This is a genomic window from Streptomyces griseus (assembly GCF_900460065.1).
GTDB classification, from domain to species: Bacteria; Actinomycetota; Actinomycetes; order Streptomycetales; family Streptomycetaceae; genus Streptomyces; species Streptomyces griseus.
Map to the genome: position 1 here is coordinate 78,202 of NZ_UAVD01000012.1, position 13,349 is coordinate 91,550.

16 protein-coding genes are annotated in these 13,349 nt (G+C 71.8%); 6 read left to right on the forward strand and 10 right to left on the reverse strand.

Going from position 1 to position 13,349, the window contains the following annotated elements; translation table 11 throughout:
* Positions 1-80 precede the first annotated feature (80 nt).
* Positions 81-416 carry a DUF2516 family protein gene (locus DTB53_RS07255; protein WP_003968161.1) on the forward strand — a complete coding sequence of 112 codons (336 nt, stop codon included), beginning with the start codon at positions 81-83 and terminating at the stop codon, positions 414-416.
* Here DTB53_RS07255 and DTB53_RS07260 read toward each other — a convergent pair.
* The 3 genes from DTB53_RS07260 to DTB53_RS07270 all read right to left on the reverse strand — a co-directional run bounded on the left by DTB53_RS07260 (position 398) and on the right by DTB53_RS07270 (position 4,284).
* Positions 398-1,804, reverse strand: coding sequence for a PP2C family protein-serine/threonine phosphatase (locus tag DTB53_RS07260; protein WP_012380291.1), 1,407 nt, complete (start codon positions 1,802-1,804; stop codon positions 398-400). The two genes, DTB53_RS07255 and DTB53_RS07260, sit on opposite strands and share 19 nt — an antisense overlap.
* A 324-nt stretch (positions 1,805-2,128) precedes the next feature.
* Entirely contained in the window at positions 2,129-3,208 is a 1,080-nt protein-coding gene (locus tag DTB53_RS07265; RefSeq protein WP_012380292.1) for a C40 family peptidase, read from the reverse strand.
* A 290-nt stretch (positions 3,209-3,498) separates the two neighbouring features.
* A complete protein-coding gene (locus DTB53_RS07270; RefSeq protein WP_012380293.1) occupies positions 3,499-4,284 on the reverse strand; it encodes a methylase in 786 nt (261 codons plus the stop codon).
* Positions 4,285-4,474: 190 nt separating this feature from the next.
* Between DTB53_RS07270 and mshA the strand changes: the two genes are divergently transcribed.
* Positions 4,475-5,866: a D-inositol-3-phosphate glycosyltransferase gene (mshA, locus tag DTB53_RS07275; RefSeq protein ID WP_042496821.1), complete on the forward strand. Its 1,392-nt coding sequence runs from the start codon at positions 4,475-4,477 to the stop codon at positions 5,864-5,866.
* Between the two features lie 42 nt (positions 5,867-5,908).
* Positions 5,909-6,421: a type III secretion system chaperone family protein gene (locus DTB53_RS07280; protein WP_003968167.1), complete on the forward strand. Its 513-nt coding sequence runs from the start codon at positions 5,909-5,911 to the stop codon at positions 6,419-6,421.
* A 54-nt stretch (positions 6,422-6,475) separates the two neighbouring features.
* Here the strand turns inward: DTB53_RS07280 and DTB53_RS07285 are convergent, their stop codons facing one another.
* Entirely contained in the window at positions 6,476-7,510 is a 1,035-nt protein-coding gene (locus DTB53_RS07285; RefSeq protein WP_012380295.1) for a phosphotransferase family protein, read from the reverse strand.
* Between the two features lie 243 nt (positions 7,511-7,753).
* Here DTB53_RS07285 and DTB53_RS07290 point away from each other — a divergent pair, with 243 nt between their 5' ends.
* A complete protein-coding gene (locus DTB53_RS07290) occupies positions 7,754-8,560 on the forward strand; it encodes a hypothetical protein (RefSeq protein WP_012380296.1) in 807 nt (268 codons plus the stop codon).
* A 45-nt stretch (positions 8,561-8,605) separates the two neighbouring features.
* Here the strand turns inward: DTB53_RS07290 and DTB53_RS07295 are convergent, their stop codons facing one another.
* The 4 genes from DTB53_RS07295 to DTB53_RS07310 all read right to left on the reverse strand — a co-directional run bounded on the left by DTB53_RS07295 (position 8,606) and on the right by DTB53_RS07310 (position 10,017).
* A complete protein-coding gene (locus tag DTB53_RS07295; protein WP_003968170.1) occupies positions 8,606-8,848 on the reverse strand; it encodes a hypothetical protein in 243 nt (80 codons plus the stop codon).
* Positions 8,845-9,093: a hypothetical protein gene (locus DTB53_RS07300; protein WP_003968171.1), complete on the reverse strand. Its 249-nt coding sequence runs from the start codon at positions 9,091-9,093 to the stop codon at positions 8,845-8,847. Before DTB53_RS07300 ends, DTB53_RS07295 begins: the two co-directional genes overlap by 4 nt.
* 137 nt (positions 9,094-9,230) lie before the next feature.
* The gene (locus DTB53_RS07305) at positions 9,231-9,722 is read right to left on the reverse strand and encodes a YunG family protein (RefSeq protein ID WP_236586346.1); all 492 of its coding nucleotides are present in this window, start codon (positions 9,720-9,722) and stop codon (positions 9,231-9,233) included.
* A 52-nt stretch (positions 9,723-9,774) separates the two neighbouring features.
* On the reverse strand, positions 9,775-10,017 hold the full coding sequence (locus DTB53_RS07310) for a hypothetical protein (protein WP_042496823.1): 243 nt from the start codon (positions 10,015-10,017) through the stop codon (positions 9,775-9,777).
* Positions 10,018-10,123: 106 nt separating this feature from the next.
* Between DTB53_RS07310 and DTB53_RS07315 the strand changes: the two genes are divergently transcribed.
* Both DTB53_RS07315 and DTB53_RS07320 read left to right on the forward strand, forming a co-directional pair.
* Complete coding sequence (locus DTB53_RS07315) at positions 10,124-10,867, forward strand: class I SAM-dependent DNA methyltransferase (protein ID WP_042496826.1); 744 nt, start codon at positions 10,124-10,126, stop codon at positions 10,865-10,867.
* A 73-nt stretch (positions 10,868-10,940) separates the two neighbouring features.
* Entirely contained in the window at positions 10,941-11,633 is a 693-nt protein-coding gene (locus DTB53_RS07320) for a hypothetical protein (protein ID WP_236586345.1), read from the forward strand.
* Between the two features lie 222 nt (positions 11,634-11,855).
* Here the strand turns inward: DTB53_RS07320 and DTB53_RS36805 are convergent, their stop codons facing one another.
* Positions 11,856-12,011 carry a hypothetical protein gene (locus DTB53_RS36805; RefSeq protein WP_012380302.1) on the reverse strand — a complete coding sequence of 52 codons (156 nt, stop codon included), beginning with the start codon at positions 12,009-12,011 and terminating at the stop codon, positions 11,856-11,858.
* Positions 12,012-12,013: 2 nt separating this feature from the next.
* On the reverse strand, positions 12,014-13,246 hold the full coding sequence (locus DTB53_RS07325; protein WP_106431710.1) for a class I SAM-dependent methyltransferase: 1,233 nt from the start codon (positions 13,244-13,246) through the stop codon (positions 12,014-12,016).
* Positions 13,247-13,349: the final 103 nt, after the last annotated feature.

The following is a 13,349-nucleotide window of genomic DNA, read 5'->3' on the forward strand; positions in this document are numbered from 1 at the left end:
ACGGGTGGCCGGCTCGTTGTCCCGGTACCTTGGCCCTTCCGGCCGCAGGGCGCTCATCCACTCACTAGGCGGTACACACCATGTTGCTCTCAGCGTTCGGCTCGCTCCTCCAGCTGCTCTATCTGGCGATGCTGGTGCTGGCCGTGGTCGCGTTCGTCTTCGCGGCGACCGCCCGTGAGGACGCCTACCGCGCCGCCGACAAGAAGAAGAAGTCCTTCTGGCTGATCATTCTCGGCATCGCCGTCGCCGTGAACCTGCTCATCCCGATGCTTTTCCTCCAGCTCGCGGGTGTGGTCGCGTCGATCGTGTTCATGGTCGACGTGCGCCCCGCGCTCAAGGCGGTCTCGGGCGGCGGTGGCCGCAGCGGCGGCTCCAGCAGCGACGGTCCGTACGGTCCCTACAACGGCGGGCGCTGAGCGCCCAGGGGGTGTGCGACGACGGGTGAGGCGGGGCGGGAGCGCGGTGCGCTGCCGCCCCGCCGTCGTATCCGCTCCGGATCGCGGCCCAGCAGCAGGACCGCCACGTCGTCGGTCAGCTCGCCGCCGTTCAGCTCCCGCACCTCGGCGACGGCCGCCTCCAGCAGCTCCTCGCCAGCCAGCCCCTGCTCCAGCCGGCCGTTGACCATCGCGACCATGCCGTCCTGGCCGAGCCGCTCGCTGCCGCCGGCCCGCACGCGCCCCTCGATGAGCCCGTCCGTGTACATCATCAGGCTCCAGCCGCCGCCCAGCTCGACCTGGCGGCGCGGCCAGCGGGCCCGCGGCAGCAGCCCCAGGGCCGGGCCGCCGTCCTCGTACGGGAGCAGCCGGGCGGGCAGGCCGTGGCGGGCGAGCAGCGGTGCGGGATGCCCGGCCAGGCAGAGTCCGGCCCGTCGCCCGTCGGGTGCGATGTCCACGGTGCAGAGCGTCGCGAAGATCTCCTCGCTCTGCCGCTCGTGCTCCAGCACCTGCTGGAGCGTGGAGAGCAGCTCGTCCCCGCACAGCCCGGCCAGGGTCAGCGCCCGCCAGGCGATCCGCAGCTCGACGCCGAGCGCCGCCTCGTCCGGGCCGTGCCCGCAGACGTCGCCGATCATCGCGTGCACCGTGCCGTCCGGGGTGCGGACGACGTCGTAGAAGTCGCCGCCGAGGAGGGCGCGGCTGCGGCCGGGGCGGTAGCGGGCGGCGAAGCTCAGGCCGGAGCCGTCCAGCAGCGGGGTGGGGAGCAGACCGCGTTCCAGGCGGGCGTTCTCCTGGGCGCGCAGCCGGGACTCGGTCAGCTGGTGCTGGGCGATGTCGGCCCGCTTGCGCTCCACGGCGTACCGGATGGCGCGGCTCAGGACGCGCGCGTCCAGCTCGCCCCGGAAGAGGTAGTCCTGCGCCCCGGCCCGGACCGCCTCGGCCGCCAGCTCCGTGTCGTCCTGCGGGGTCAGCGCGAGGACCGCGTGGAGCGGCGCGATGCGGAGTACGTGGGTGAGGGCCGCCAGCTCGTCGGCGCGTGCGGAGACGGGCTCGGGCAGCGGTCCGCCGCCGGCCGTCCCGCCGCCCGCCGCCGCGGCGTCCGCACCGGGCGTGCCGGGTCCGGGCCCGCCGCCGGTGAGGGGCAGCGCCAGGTCCAGCAGGATGCAGTCGACGTCGTCGGTGAGCAGCCGCGCGGCCTCGGTGAGGTTGCGGGCGGTTCGGACACGGACCCGGGTCCCCGCCGCTGCCGAGAGCTCGGGAACGGTGATGGTGGTGCCCGCCGGGTCGTCCTCGATCACCAGCAGGGTGAGGTCGCCGTGCGAGGTCTCCGCAGCGGGAACGGATCGCTGCTGCGGTACGGGTACGGGCATCGGTTCGGGTTTCCTTCCCTCCCCCCGAGGGCGCGGCGGGTCGACGATCGACGATCCGCCAGTCGGGGACGATAGCGGTACGCGGTGGGGGAACGGAATGGCGCACCGGGGCCGTCCCCCGCCGGACGCGCCGCCATAAGCCGCGTCCCGACACGGATCCGGCGCGATGGGCCGCCCCGACGGCTAGGAAGCGCGCATGACAAACATCACGCGCCCACGGGCGACGGCGTGGCGCCGCTCACGCGGTCCCGCCCGGTGGTCGCGCACACGGCCCCCGGCCCACGGCCCCGGCCCTCGCGGGGGCGTGCGTCCGCCCGGTCGGTCCTACTGGTCCGGGCGGACCACGCCGAGGATCTTCATCGAGCCGGCGCCCGCCAGCGTGACGTTGCGGCCGGGGCGCGGGGAGTGGACGATCGTGCCGTCGCCGACGTACATCCCGACGTGGCTGGCGTCGGCGTGGTAGATGATCAGGTCGCCGGGGCGCATGTCCCGGATGTCGATGCGCGGCAGCAGCCGCCACTGCTCCTGCGAGGTGCGCGGGATCGGGCGCTTCGCCGCCAGCCACGCCTGCGAGGTCAGCCCCGAGCAGTCGTACGAACCGGGGCCCTCGGCCCCCCAGACGTACGGCTTCCCTATCTGCGCGGTCGCGAAGGCCACCGCGGCCGCGCCGCCCGCGCTCGCCTCGCCGCCGACGTCCTTGACGGCGCCGGAGGAGAGCCAGGCGGTCTGCGCCTTGTCCGCCGCGTCCCGCTCCAACTGGCGGAGCCGGTCGCGCTCCTTCTCCTCCAACTGCGCTTCGAGCTTCTCCGCCGCCTTGATCTGGGCGTTGATCTTCTTCTTGGCCTTGGCCTGCTTGACCCGGGTCGTCTCCAGCTTCTCCCAGTTGGCGCTGGCGTCCTGGGTGTACGTCTCCAGGTCCTGCTGGGTCTGCGTCAGATCGGCCAGCAGCGACGTGGAGGCCTGCTGGCTCTGGCGGACCTTGTTGAGCCCGTCCAGGAACAGCTTCGGGTCGTTGCTCAGGGCCAGCTGGGCGCCGGGCGGCAGGCCGCCGTTGCGGTACTGCTCGCGGGCCTGGGCCCCGGCCTGGTCCTTCAGGGCGGCGATGCGCGCCTGCCCTTCGACGATCGCCCTGGCCAGCTTCACGATCTCGCCGGACTGCTTCTTCGTCTGCTCCTCGGCGAGGTTGTACGCGTCCGTCGCCGCGCCCGCCTTCCGGTACAGCGTGTCGATCTGATCGCGGACCTTCTCCAGGTCCGCGGTGGACAGGGGCGGCCCGCCGGCGGAGGCGGCGGGGGAGGGCGAGGGCTCCGGAACCGGGGCGGCCACGGCCTGGCCCGTGGACGTCAGCAGGGCCAGCGCACAGACCAGCGTGATGGCGGCAGTGGCGCAGTGGCGTCGGTTCACGAGCTCCCCCTCCGGGTGTTACTCCGGGCCCGCCTCCGGACGAAGGCGACAACGAAACATCTGATTTACCGTCAGTAACTTCTGAGCGACGTCGCGATCGTGCCATGTCGTCCGGTAAAGCAACAGAGGCTGACGGTACCTGACGCGTCACATACCGCCCCCGCAGGGCTACTTCGCCATGAATCCCCCGGCCCGCGCGGCTCGCGCTCCGCACCGTCTCCCCCTACGGGGACGAACGGTGCCCCGGCGGCGTTCCCGGAGGGAGGAACTCCGCCCTTCCGGGCCGGGTCTCAGTGGCCGTTGGGCCGCAGCGCGTCCCACGGCACCGTGATCTCGCCCTGCCGCCACCGCCGTACCCCGTCCGCCACCGGCCAGTCGGCCGACACCGCCCGCACCGCGGCGATCCAGCGCTGCCGCGCGCCGAGCGAGGCGTACGGGGAGGCCGTCGCCCAGGCCCGGTCGAAGTCCCGCAGGAACGCGTGGACCGGCTCCCCCGGCACATTGCGGTGGATCAGGGCCTTCGGCAGGCGTTCCGCGAGGTCCGAGGGGCGCTCCAGCGAGCCGAGCCGGGTCGCGAAGGTGACCGTGCGCGGCCCCTCGGGCCCCAGCGCCACCCAGACGTGCCGGCGCCCGATCTCGTCGCAGGTCCCCTCCACCAGGAGTCCGTCCGGGGCCAGGCGGGCGCGGAGCCTCGCCCAGACCTCGGCGACCCGGTCCTCGTCGTACTGGCGCAGCACGTTCGCCGCCCGGATGAGCAGCGGCGGGGTGTCCAGCGGCACCTCGAAGCCGCCGTGCACGAAGGTGAGGCCCTCGCGGGCGTACGGCTGCGCGTCGGCGACCCGCTCCGGATCGATCTCGATGCCCGCCACCGCGGTGCGCGGCTCGGCGGTGCGCAGCCGGTCCAGCAGCTCCACCGCCGTCCAGGGGGCCGCCCCGTACCCGAGGTCGACGGCCACCGGCGCATCGGCGCGGCGCAGGGCGGGGCCCTGCGCGTCGGCGATCCAGCGGTCCATGCGGCGCAGCCGGTTCGGGTGGGTGGTCCCGCGGGTGGCGGTGCCGATGGGGCGCTGGCGCATGGGTCGAGCCTAAGGGCTGTCCGGGGACCGGCGGCCGGCCGGACGCCCCGCCGGCCGCCGCGAGCCGCCCCGCCAGGCAACGTAATGATTTGGCAAAGTGGAAATGAAAGGTGGGATTCCACTGTTCTCGCCCTTCGGAGGAGCCCCGTGCCCTCCGGTCAGCATGCCCCGATCGAGGAGGACCGACGAGGTGAGCCAGTACGTCTCCCGGCTCGGCTCCACCCGCACGGCCGCGCGCCTCAGGTTCCCCGGAGGCTTCTCCGGGGCCTCCCGCAAGCCGCGCCGCGTCGCGATGCTCTCCGTGCACACGTCCCCGCTCCATCAGCCCGGCACGGGCGACGCGGGCGGGATGAACGTCTACATCGTCGAACTGGCCAAGCGCCTCGCCGCGATCAACATCGAGGTCGAGATATTCACCCGGGCCACCACCGGCTCGCTGGCGCCGACGGTCGAGCTGGCGCCCGGCGTCCTCGTCCGGCACGTCGACGCCGGCCCGTACGAGGGTCTCGCCAAGGAGGAGCTGCCGGCCCAGCTCTGCGCCTTCACGCACGGCGTGATGCAGGCCTGGGCCGGTCAGCGCCCCGGCTACTACGACCTCGTGCACTCCCACTACTGGCTCTCCGGCCAGGTCGGCTGGCTCGCCGCCCAGCGCTGGGGCGTCCCGCTCGTGCACGCCATGCACACCATGGCCAAGGTCAAGAACGCCGCGCTCGCCGAGGGCGACACCCCCGAGCCCGCCGCCCGGGTCATCGGAGAGACCCAGATCGTGAACGCCTCCGACCGGCTGATCGCCAACACCGCCGAGGAGGCCGACGAGCTCGTCCGCTTCTACGACGCGGACCCGGCCGCGGTCGCCGTCGTGCACCCCGGCGTCAACCTGGACCGCTTCCGCCCCTTCCCCCAGGGCTCCGACGAGCTCCGTCCGGGCAACGCCCCGTCCGGCCGCGCCGCCGCGCGGGCCCGGCTCGGGCTGCCGCAGGACGCGCTGATCCCCCTCTTCGCGGGCCGTATCCAGCCGCTGAAGGCCCCGGACGTGCTGCTGCGCGCCGTGGCGGTGCTCCTGGACCGCGACCCGTCCCTGCGCTCGCGCATCGTCGTGCCGGTGGTCGGCGGCCCGAGCGGCAGCGGGCTCGCCAAGCCCGAGGGGCTCCAGAAACTGGCCGCCCGCCTCGGCATCGCCGATGTCGTCCGGTTCCATCCGCCGGTCGGCCAGGAACGGCTCGCCGACTGGTTCCGTGCCGCGTCGGTGCTGGTCATGCCCTCGTACAGCGAGTCCTTCGGGCTGGTGGCCATAGAGGCCCAGGCGACCGGCACCCCCGTGGTCGCCGCGGCCGTGGGCGGGCTGCCGGTGGCCGTGCGCGACGGAGTCGGCGGCTTCCTGGTGCAGGGCCACGAGCCGGAGGCGTACGCCCGCGCGCTCGGGCGGTTCGCGGACGCGCCGGAGCTGGTCGAGCGGATGGGGGCGGCCGCCGCGGCGCACGCCCAGTCGTTCGGCTGGGACACGGCCGCCTCGGCGACCGCCGACGTGTACACGGCCGCGCTCAGCGACCACCGCCGCCGGGCGCGGGCGCACCACGGCTGAGCCCGACCCGTGCGTCCCGCCGTCCTGCCGTAGGCTCGCAGCATGGCTGACGTACCGGACGAGACCGCAGCGGCGCAGGTCATCGAGGCGACGCTGAACGATGCCGGGCTCGCATGGGAGAGCCCGGGGCGCGGCAACTACGTCGTGACGCTGCCCGGCACCCGCAAGCTGTCGACGACCTGTTCGCTGATCGTCGGCAAGCACTCGCTCTCCCTCAACGCGTTCGTCGTCCGCCACCCGGACGAGAACGACGCCGACGTGCACCGCTGGCTGCTGGAGCGCAACCTCCGCCTGTTCGGCGTGAGTTACGCGATCGACTCGCTCGGAGACGTCTACCTGGTCGGCAAGCTGCCGCTGGCGGTGGTCACCCCCGAGGAGCTGGACCGGCTGCTCGGCGTGGTGCTCGAAGCGGCGGACGGGGCGTTCAACACCCTCCTGGAGCTCGGTTTCGCGCGTTCGATCCGCAAGGAGTACGCGTGGCGGGTGGCGCGCGGCGAGTCCACCCGGAATCTGGACGCGTTCCGTCATCTGACCCGGCGTCCGTCCGACGGCTGACGGACCCGTTGCGGTGCCTCCTCCCGGGGCGCCGGGTGGCGGCGGACGCGCCGGTCAGTCCCCGCCGCCCCGGACGGCGTCCAGGGCGGCGACGAGCCGAGGCGCGACCGACTCCCGGGTCTCCTCGGCGGCTTCGGGCCCGACCGCGCGGGGCACGGTCTCGACCAGCATGATCAGGTAGAGGTAGCTCCGGTACAGCGCGTAGCGGATCCGCAGCGAGTCCGTGAACTCCACCGCCCCGCCGGCGGACCGCGCGTACCCGTCCAGGAAGTCCCGGTCCCGCTCGATGTCCCCGAAGAGGGCGAGGGAGACGAAGTCGGCCACCGGGTCGCCCCAGAACATCCGCTCCCCGTCGACGATCCCGCCGATGGTGCGCGCGCCGGGATCCCCGGTGACCAGCAGGTTTCCCGGCCAGAGGTCGAAGTGGACCAGGGCGGGCCGGGTGACGTCGTCCAGGACGCCGGACGCCCCCGCCAGCACCGTACGGATGTGCCCGACGGAGTACGGGAGGCGGGCCCGGTAGGTCTCGGCGTCGGCGAGCACGGCCTCCGTCATCGCGGTGAACGCGGCACGCCAGGTGGGGGCGAGCGGCCCGAACGGCTCGGCGGGATAGCCGAACCCGGAGCCGGTCACGGTGTGCAACCGGCCCACGAGGCGGCCGAGTTCGGCGCGCAGCCGCCGCCCGTCTCCGGCGCCCGCCGCCCCGCCGGCCCCGGTCGCGACGCCCGTCCCGACCCCGGCCTCGTGCCAGGGGCGGCCGGGGCGGGCGGTCATCACCAGGTAGGCCCCGGTGGGCGCGGCCGGGTCCGGTTCGCTGCGGACGACCCGGGGGACGGCCGGCCCGCCGGCCTGTGCGGCGGCGGTGTAGAACGCGACCTCGTTGACGAGGAGGTCCCGTTCGTACCGCAGGGCGGTGGCGTGCGGCGGTGGCGTCTTGACCACCCAGTCGCGCCCGTCGGTGAGCGTGACCCGGGTGACGGTGTTGTAGGTGCCGCCGGTGAGGGTGGTGCGCGAGGCGATATCGCGTTCGCCGACGCCGAGGGCGTCGAGGACGCGGGCGAGCGGCGTGACGGGGGCCTGGCCGGACATAAGGGGTGACGCCCTTCCTGCGGCTGGATTGCGGGGGCGGGGTTGTACGGCGGTGTCGCACAGTGCGTTCACAGGATGATCACAGCGGAATCACGATCACCGGAGGGTGCCACGGGACCGGTCATCGCTCACAGGTTCGATCGTAAGGTGTGGATCACTGCGACGGCCCGTCCCGGACCGAGCCGAAGTGCCCGACGGGACAGGCCGGTTGCTTCCGAACCGGAGAATGCGGGAAGTAGAACCATGCACGCCACTGCCGTACGCCGTACCGCCCTCGCCGCCGCCGCGGCAGCCCTCGCCCTGCTGGCCACCGCCTGCGGCGGCACGTCGGACGCCACGAAGGACGGGAAGGACGACAAGGGCGCCGCGAGCGGCGGAAGTTCGGACCGGAAGACCCCCGCCAAGGCGCTCACCGCCGCCGAGCTGGAGAAGGCCACCCTCGCCCAGGGCGACGTGCAGGGCCGCAAGGTCACCAAGGCCGGCCCCGCCGACGAGGTCCCGGCGGACGGCGTCAAGGTCGACAAGGAAGGCTGTCTGCCGGTCGCCCACGCCATGTTCGGGGTGGCGCAGAAGGGCTCGGTGGCCACCACCAAGCGCAAGGTGATCGACGAGCCGAAGGCCGACGGCAAGAAGAAGTCGCTGGAGGACATGGCGGAAGGCGAAGCCGGGGAGGCGCTCATGGAGGCCTTCGACCTGACGTCCACCTTCGTCGCACTGCACTCCTACGAGGGGACGGCGGGCCCGGACGCGTTCGCCGCGCTGGAGAAGGCCGCCGCGGACTGTGCGGGCGGCTTCACCGCCACGGTCGCGGGAACGCCGACGAAGGTCGCCTCGATCAGCGAGGAGAAGGTCACCGGCGGCGACGAGGCCGCGGCCTGGACGGTCACCTCCGAGGACGACGGCGACACCGCACCGTTCAAGCTGGTCGCGCTGCGCAAGGAGGCCACCGTGGCGACGTTCTTCTCGTTCAACCTCGCCGCCGCGGGCGGCGACGTGAAGTTCGACGTGCCGACGGAGGTCGTGGCGGCGCAGGACGAGAAGCTCGCCTGACGTACGGACCCCGCGCCCCTGCCTTCGCCGCCCGCCCCCGGGCGGTCAGGGCAGGGGAACGAGGCGGACGACGGTGACGGTCAGCACGGACCGGGAGACGTAGTAGAGGACGATGGCCCCGGCGACGGTCGCCTCCCGCCGGTCCCATTCGCTCTTGACGGCGGACGAGGCGTGGCCGTACGGCTCCTCGCCCAGGGTGCGGGCCATCTCGTCCCGGAAGGCCTCACCACCGCGCATCTTGGCCAGGGTGTCGTCGGCGGGCGGCGCGTAGGAGATACGGAAGCTCAAGCGACGCTCCGCCTCTCGGCCTCGTCCTGCGCCAGCCGGTCCAGGATCTTCTCGGCCTCGGGGTCGGGCACGGCCTCCAGCATCCAGTGCCGCATGACGGCCTGGATCTCGTGCACCCCGGCCTCGTTGATCGCGAGATCGAACTCCTCGCGTCTCTCGTCGGGCAGCGCGGCGCGAATGTCCGGGATGCTGTTGGGGACCTCCACCTCGGCACCGCCGACGAAGGTCTTCAGAGACTCACCCATGATCGCTCTCCCCGATCTCCTTGCCCTGGAAGCACACGGACGGCATGGGCCCACCGTAGTGCGTACGAGGGGCACTTCGGCCGGTCCGAGGGGGTCACGGATCGGGCACGGAACGGGTGGCCGCGAAGCGGGACGACTCAGCCGGCGCTGTCCGGCGCCACCGCCGCCGGGGCCGCCGTCGCGGAGAACTCCGGCGACACCGCCGGGACTTCGGACGGCACCGCCGCGGGGTCCGCCGCCGGCTCCCGGCCGAGCCGCTCCGCGACCCGGTCGCGCAGGATCGCGTACTCCTCGTGGAGCCGCCGCCACGCGCCGACGGGCGGCCTGACCACGACGTCCCCCCCGACGACGGTCTCCTCCGGCCCGAACTGCTCCCGGGTCAGGTCGATCTCCACGCCCGGGCCCAGGCGGTTCCACCAGTGGAAGTCGGTGCGCACCCCGCCGACATGGACCTCGCCCCGGATCAGCTCCCCGCCGAGCAGGTCGTTGAGCACCATGGCGGTCACCCCGCACTGGTCCCGTGCCGGATTGTCCGGCGTCCAGCGGTCCCGGTACTCCGGGGTGCAGGTCTCTGCGCCCCAACTGCCGCGGATCGCCTGTTCGATGTCGGAGAGCAGATAGGTCGCCATGGCGACCATGGTGGCAGGGGGCACCGACAGCGGGCCCCGCCGACCGTGCGCGTCAGCGGCCGGCTGCCGAGCGGCGGTCGCGAGCCCGCCTGAACAGCACAAAGCCCAGGTGCAGCGCGGCAGCGGCGGCGGAGACACCGGCCAGTACCCGCACATAGGGCTCGTTTCCGGAGCTGGCCGCTGCCCAGAGCGCCACGGCCCCGAGGAACGCCGTGTACCCGGGGGTGTCCAGGTACGACCGCTTCTTGTCCGCCACCCCGGCCCCCGTCCCGTCGTCGAGCCTCCAGTGTCGCACTCCGGGTCCCGCGGCACCGGGGCGGCAGCCGGGCACCCGAGCGGAGGGCCCGGACCGCGGGCAATTGCGTCGACAGGTCCCCGGCCGCCCGGCACAGTGGTCCCTCGTGACGAGCAGCGAACTGTGGAGCCGAGAGACCGCCGACCGCTACGACGGGGAGGAGGCCGAGAACTCCTCGCCCGCCGCCCTCGAACCGACCCTCGCCTTCCTCGCCGGACTCGCCGGAGAGGGCCGCGCCCTGGAGTTCGCCATCGGGACCGGACGCGTGGGCGTACCGCTCCGGGCGCGCGGTGTGCCGGTGGCGGGCATCGAACTGTCCGAACCGATGGCGGCGGTGCTCCGCCGCAAGGCCGGCGCGGACACCCTCCCGGTGACCATCGGGGACATGGCCACCACCGTCGTCCCCGGCGAGTTCACCCTGGTCTACCTCGTCTACAACACCATCTCGAACCTGCTCACCCAGGACGAGCAGGTCGAGTGCTTCCGCAACGCGGCCCGCCACCTCGCGCCCGGCGGCCGGTTCGTCATCGAGCTGGCCGTGCCACCGCTGCGGTTCCTGCCGCCGGGCCAGGTCGCGGTGCCGTTCGACGTGTCCGACCGGCACCTCGGCTTCGACACCTTCGACCTGGCCGAGCAGATGCTCGTCTCGCACCACTTCACCCGCGACGGCGACGACGGACGCTACCGCCGCGGAAGCTCACGCCACCGGTACGCGTGGCCGGCGGAGCTCGACCTGATGGCCCGCATCGCCGGCCTGAAGCTGGAACGGCGCGTGGCGGACTGGCACGGGGCGCCGTTCACCGACGACGCGGAACAGCACATCTCGGTCTGGCGCAAGCCGGTGACCTGACGCGGTGGAGCCCGGAGCCTCCCGTCCGCGGGGCACCCCGTAGCATGATCCGATGCGGACCCGGGGGACTCCTGTGCGAAAGACACCGACCGCCGGGACAGCGGTCCTGGCGTGCCTGGTCATGGGCGTCGCGCTGACCGGCTGCTCGGACGGCGGCGCGTCCAAGGAGCCCTCGGCCGCTCAGCTGCTCGACGACGCGAACGCCGCGATGAGCGATCTGACGTCGGTGACCATCGAGACGGCCACCAGGGTGACCGGGGGCGAGGACCGGTCCAGCCACCTGGTGACCGACCTCAAGGCCACGTGCGCCTACCGGACGGTCACGGCCTCGGGCGCCCGGCTCGACCAGATCCGGATCGGCGGGTCGGACTACGTCCGCCCCAATCGGACCCATATGGAGGAGTCGGGCCGCAAGGTCGCGGGCAAGGGCGAGCAGGAACTGTGGGTCAAGGCCCTCTCCAGCGCGTCGCGGCCGGGCGACGAACTCTCCGACTGCACCCATGACTTCACCTCGTTCGGCAAACCCTCCAAGGGCGAGTCCTCCGAGATCGACGGGAAGCCGGCCGTCCTGCTGAAGGTCGCCGACGAGGAGAACAAGGGCGAGTTCGGCTTCCACGTGGCGACCGAGGGCAAGCCGTACATCCTCAAAGTCGTCTACAAGGACGCCACGTTCCACAACACGACGTCATTCAGCGCCTTCGACGAGCCGCTGGACGTCCGTCCCCCGGACGAGGACGAGGTCGTGGACATGAGCGGCACCGACTGACCGACCCCACCGAACGAGCCCAGCGCATCCGGGCCCGGAAAAGGGGGGCGTGGGCGGGCTCGCGGACGACGGTGCCGGACGCATCGCGGCCTCCCCCGTGACCGGTCTCGGACGTGTTTTACGATCGGCCATCATGAGACGCCTTGCGCAGCACACCCGGGACGACGCGTACGCATCGAAAAGGGATTACCAGGAGCTTCATCAGGTTCGCAGTGTCAGGGCCTACTCCGGGACTCCCGTCGCCGGCTTGAATTTCCCCTGGTAGGAGCAGAGGGAGTGCAGCTTGTGCCCCCAGGCTCGGCTCGCGTACGGGCCGCTGGTGTAGGGGAGTTCTGCTTGGAAGTCGTCGATCGCGGCTTCCAGGTCGGAGCGCTTCACCGTCAGGCCTTTCGGAAAATGATCTCGACCTGACGAAGCTCGCTGCGGTCGCGTGAATACCTGCGGGCGATCACCTCGTCGGACGTCACTTCGAATCCGACGTGCTCGGCCACCTGAACGAGCAGGCGGTCCGTGGGGACATGAACGCCGTAGAACTTGGAGTCCCCGATGTCGAAAATGAACTCCCCGCCGGTCTTCAGGTTGTGCTGCACCGCCTGGAAGACTTGCGTCATATCGGAGAAGTACTGCCGTACCAGAAGGGGGATCCTCTTGTCCGGAGAAGCCACATCGAGTGCCGACGCCACCTCTTCGACGCTCGGGTAGGTGTGCTCAAGGGTGCGCGTCCGGCTGACATTGTTGATGCCGGCCGTCACCGCTTTTCTGCACAGCCCCGGAAGCTCTTTCTCGGCCTTGATGAAGTCGAGGAGCCACAGCTCGATCTTGGTGTTGCGGAAATAGTTCGTCCCGTTGAGGTACGGCGGTGACGTGATGGCCAGATCGAAGCGGCCCGCTTCGCCGTGGCTAATTTCGCGACAGTCCTCCGAGAGCTTCGTCATGGAGCCCGTGCGATCCGGAATCATCTGGATATCGCGCATCATCTGCGTCACGGAAGAATGGACGAGGCCCTGGACGTCGACGACGCGCGTCACGTACTCGTTCGCCCGCCGGCGCCTGAGGTCGGCGCGCCGGGTCATATGGGAACTGGCCACCGCGTTGGACGCGACGGCCAACAGGAGGAGATCGCGCAGCCAGGCTCGGCCGTCGCCCGTACGGCAGGCCAGGTCCTTGACGGCGAGCAGCGTGCGGAGGTGATCCTCCTCGAAGAAATCACGCCGGGGGAAAGCTTCGTGGTAGGCCGAAAGGTCGACGAGCTTCGCCTCGTGCTCCAGGCCGTCGGACCGCAGGTGCTTCAGGAACTGCTTCGCCGCCGCCTGGAACTCGGACTGGTTCTCCCTGGCCGTACGTGCCGCGTTGACCTTTGTCTCCGCCACGAAGGACATGAAAGGATTGATCTCCGAGTAGGAGGAATCAATCCCTGATTGAGAAGCGACCACCTGGACCGTTCCGGAACCGCCGAACGGGTCGTAGACATTCGCGACCCCTTCGTGGCGGGCGATTTTCTGACGAACGTAATCCGCGGAAAATCCTTCGACGTAGGGATACCAGCTGTGAACGGCCTGATTCCTGTTATCTCTGAAAGTAACACCGAGATCGAGTGTGCTTTGCTGCGTCACTGGTTCCCTGCCGAAGCGTTCGTGGGTGGTCGCGACAGTGTATAGCAGGAGGCACAGGTCGGTGCCTGACGCAGGCGCAGGGCGGAGTGCGCCAGGAGGATTC

What these genes read in the sequence shown, in the direction of transcription:
- DTB53_RS07255 (WP_003968161.1), top strand. Translation starts at nt 81, where the DNA reads ATGTTGCTCTCAGCGTTCGGCTCGCTCCTCCAGCTGCTCTATCTGGCG.
- DTB53_RS07260 (WP_012380291.1), bottom strand. Translation starts at nt 1,804, where the DNA reads ATGCCCGTACCCGTACCGCAGCAGCGATCCGTTCCCGCTGCGGAGACC.
- DTB53_RS07270 (WP_012380293.1), bottom strand. Translation starts at nt 4,284, where the DNA reads ATGCGCCAGCGCCCCATCGGCACCGCCACCCGCGGGACCACCCACCCG.
- DTB53_RS07280 (WP_003968167.1), top strand. Translation starts at nt 5,909, where the DNA reads ATGGCTGACGTACCGGACGAGACCGCAGCGGCGCAGGTCATCGAGGCG.
- DTB53_RS07285 (WP_012380295.1), bottom strand. Translation starts at nt 7,510, where the DNA reads ATGTCCGGCCAGGCCCCCGTCACGCCGCTCGCCCGCGTCCTCGACGCC.
- DTB53_RS07290 (WP_012380296.1), top strand. Translation starts at nt 7,754, where the DNA reads ATGCACGCCACTGCCGTACGCCGTACCGCCCTCGCCGCCGCCGCGGCA.
- DTB53_RS07300 (WP_003968171.1), bottom strand. Translation starts at nt 9,093, where the DNA reads ATGGGTGAGTCTCTGAAGACCTTCGTCGGCGGTGCCGAGGTGGAGGTC.
- DTB53_RS07305 (WP_236586346.1), bottom strand. Translation starts at nt 9,722, where the DNA reads ATGGCGACCTATCTGCTCTCCGACATCGAACAGGCGATCCGCGGCAGT.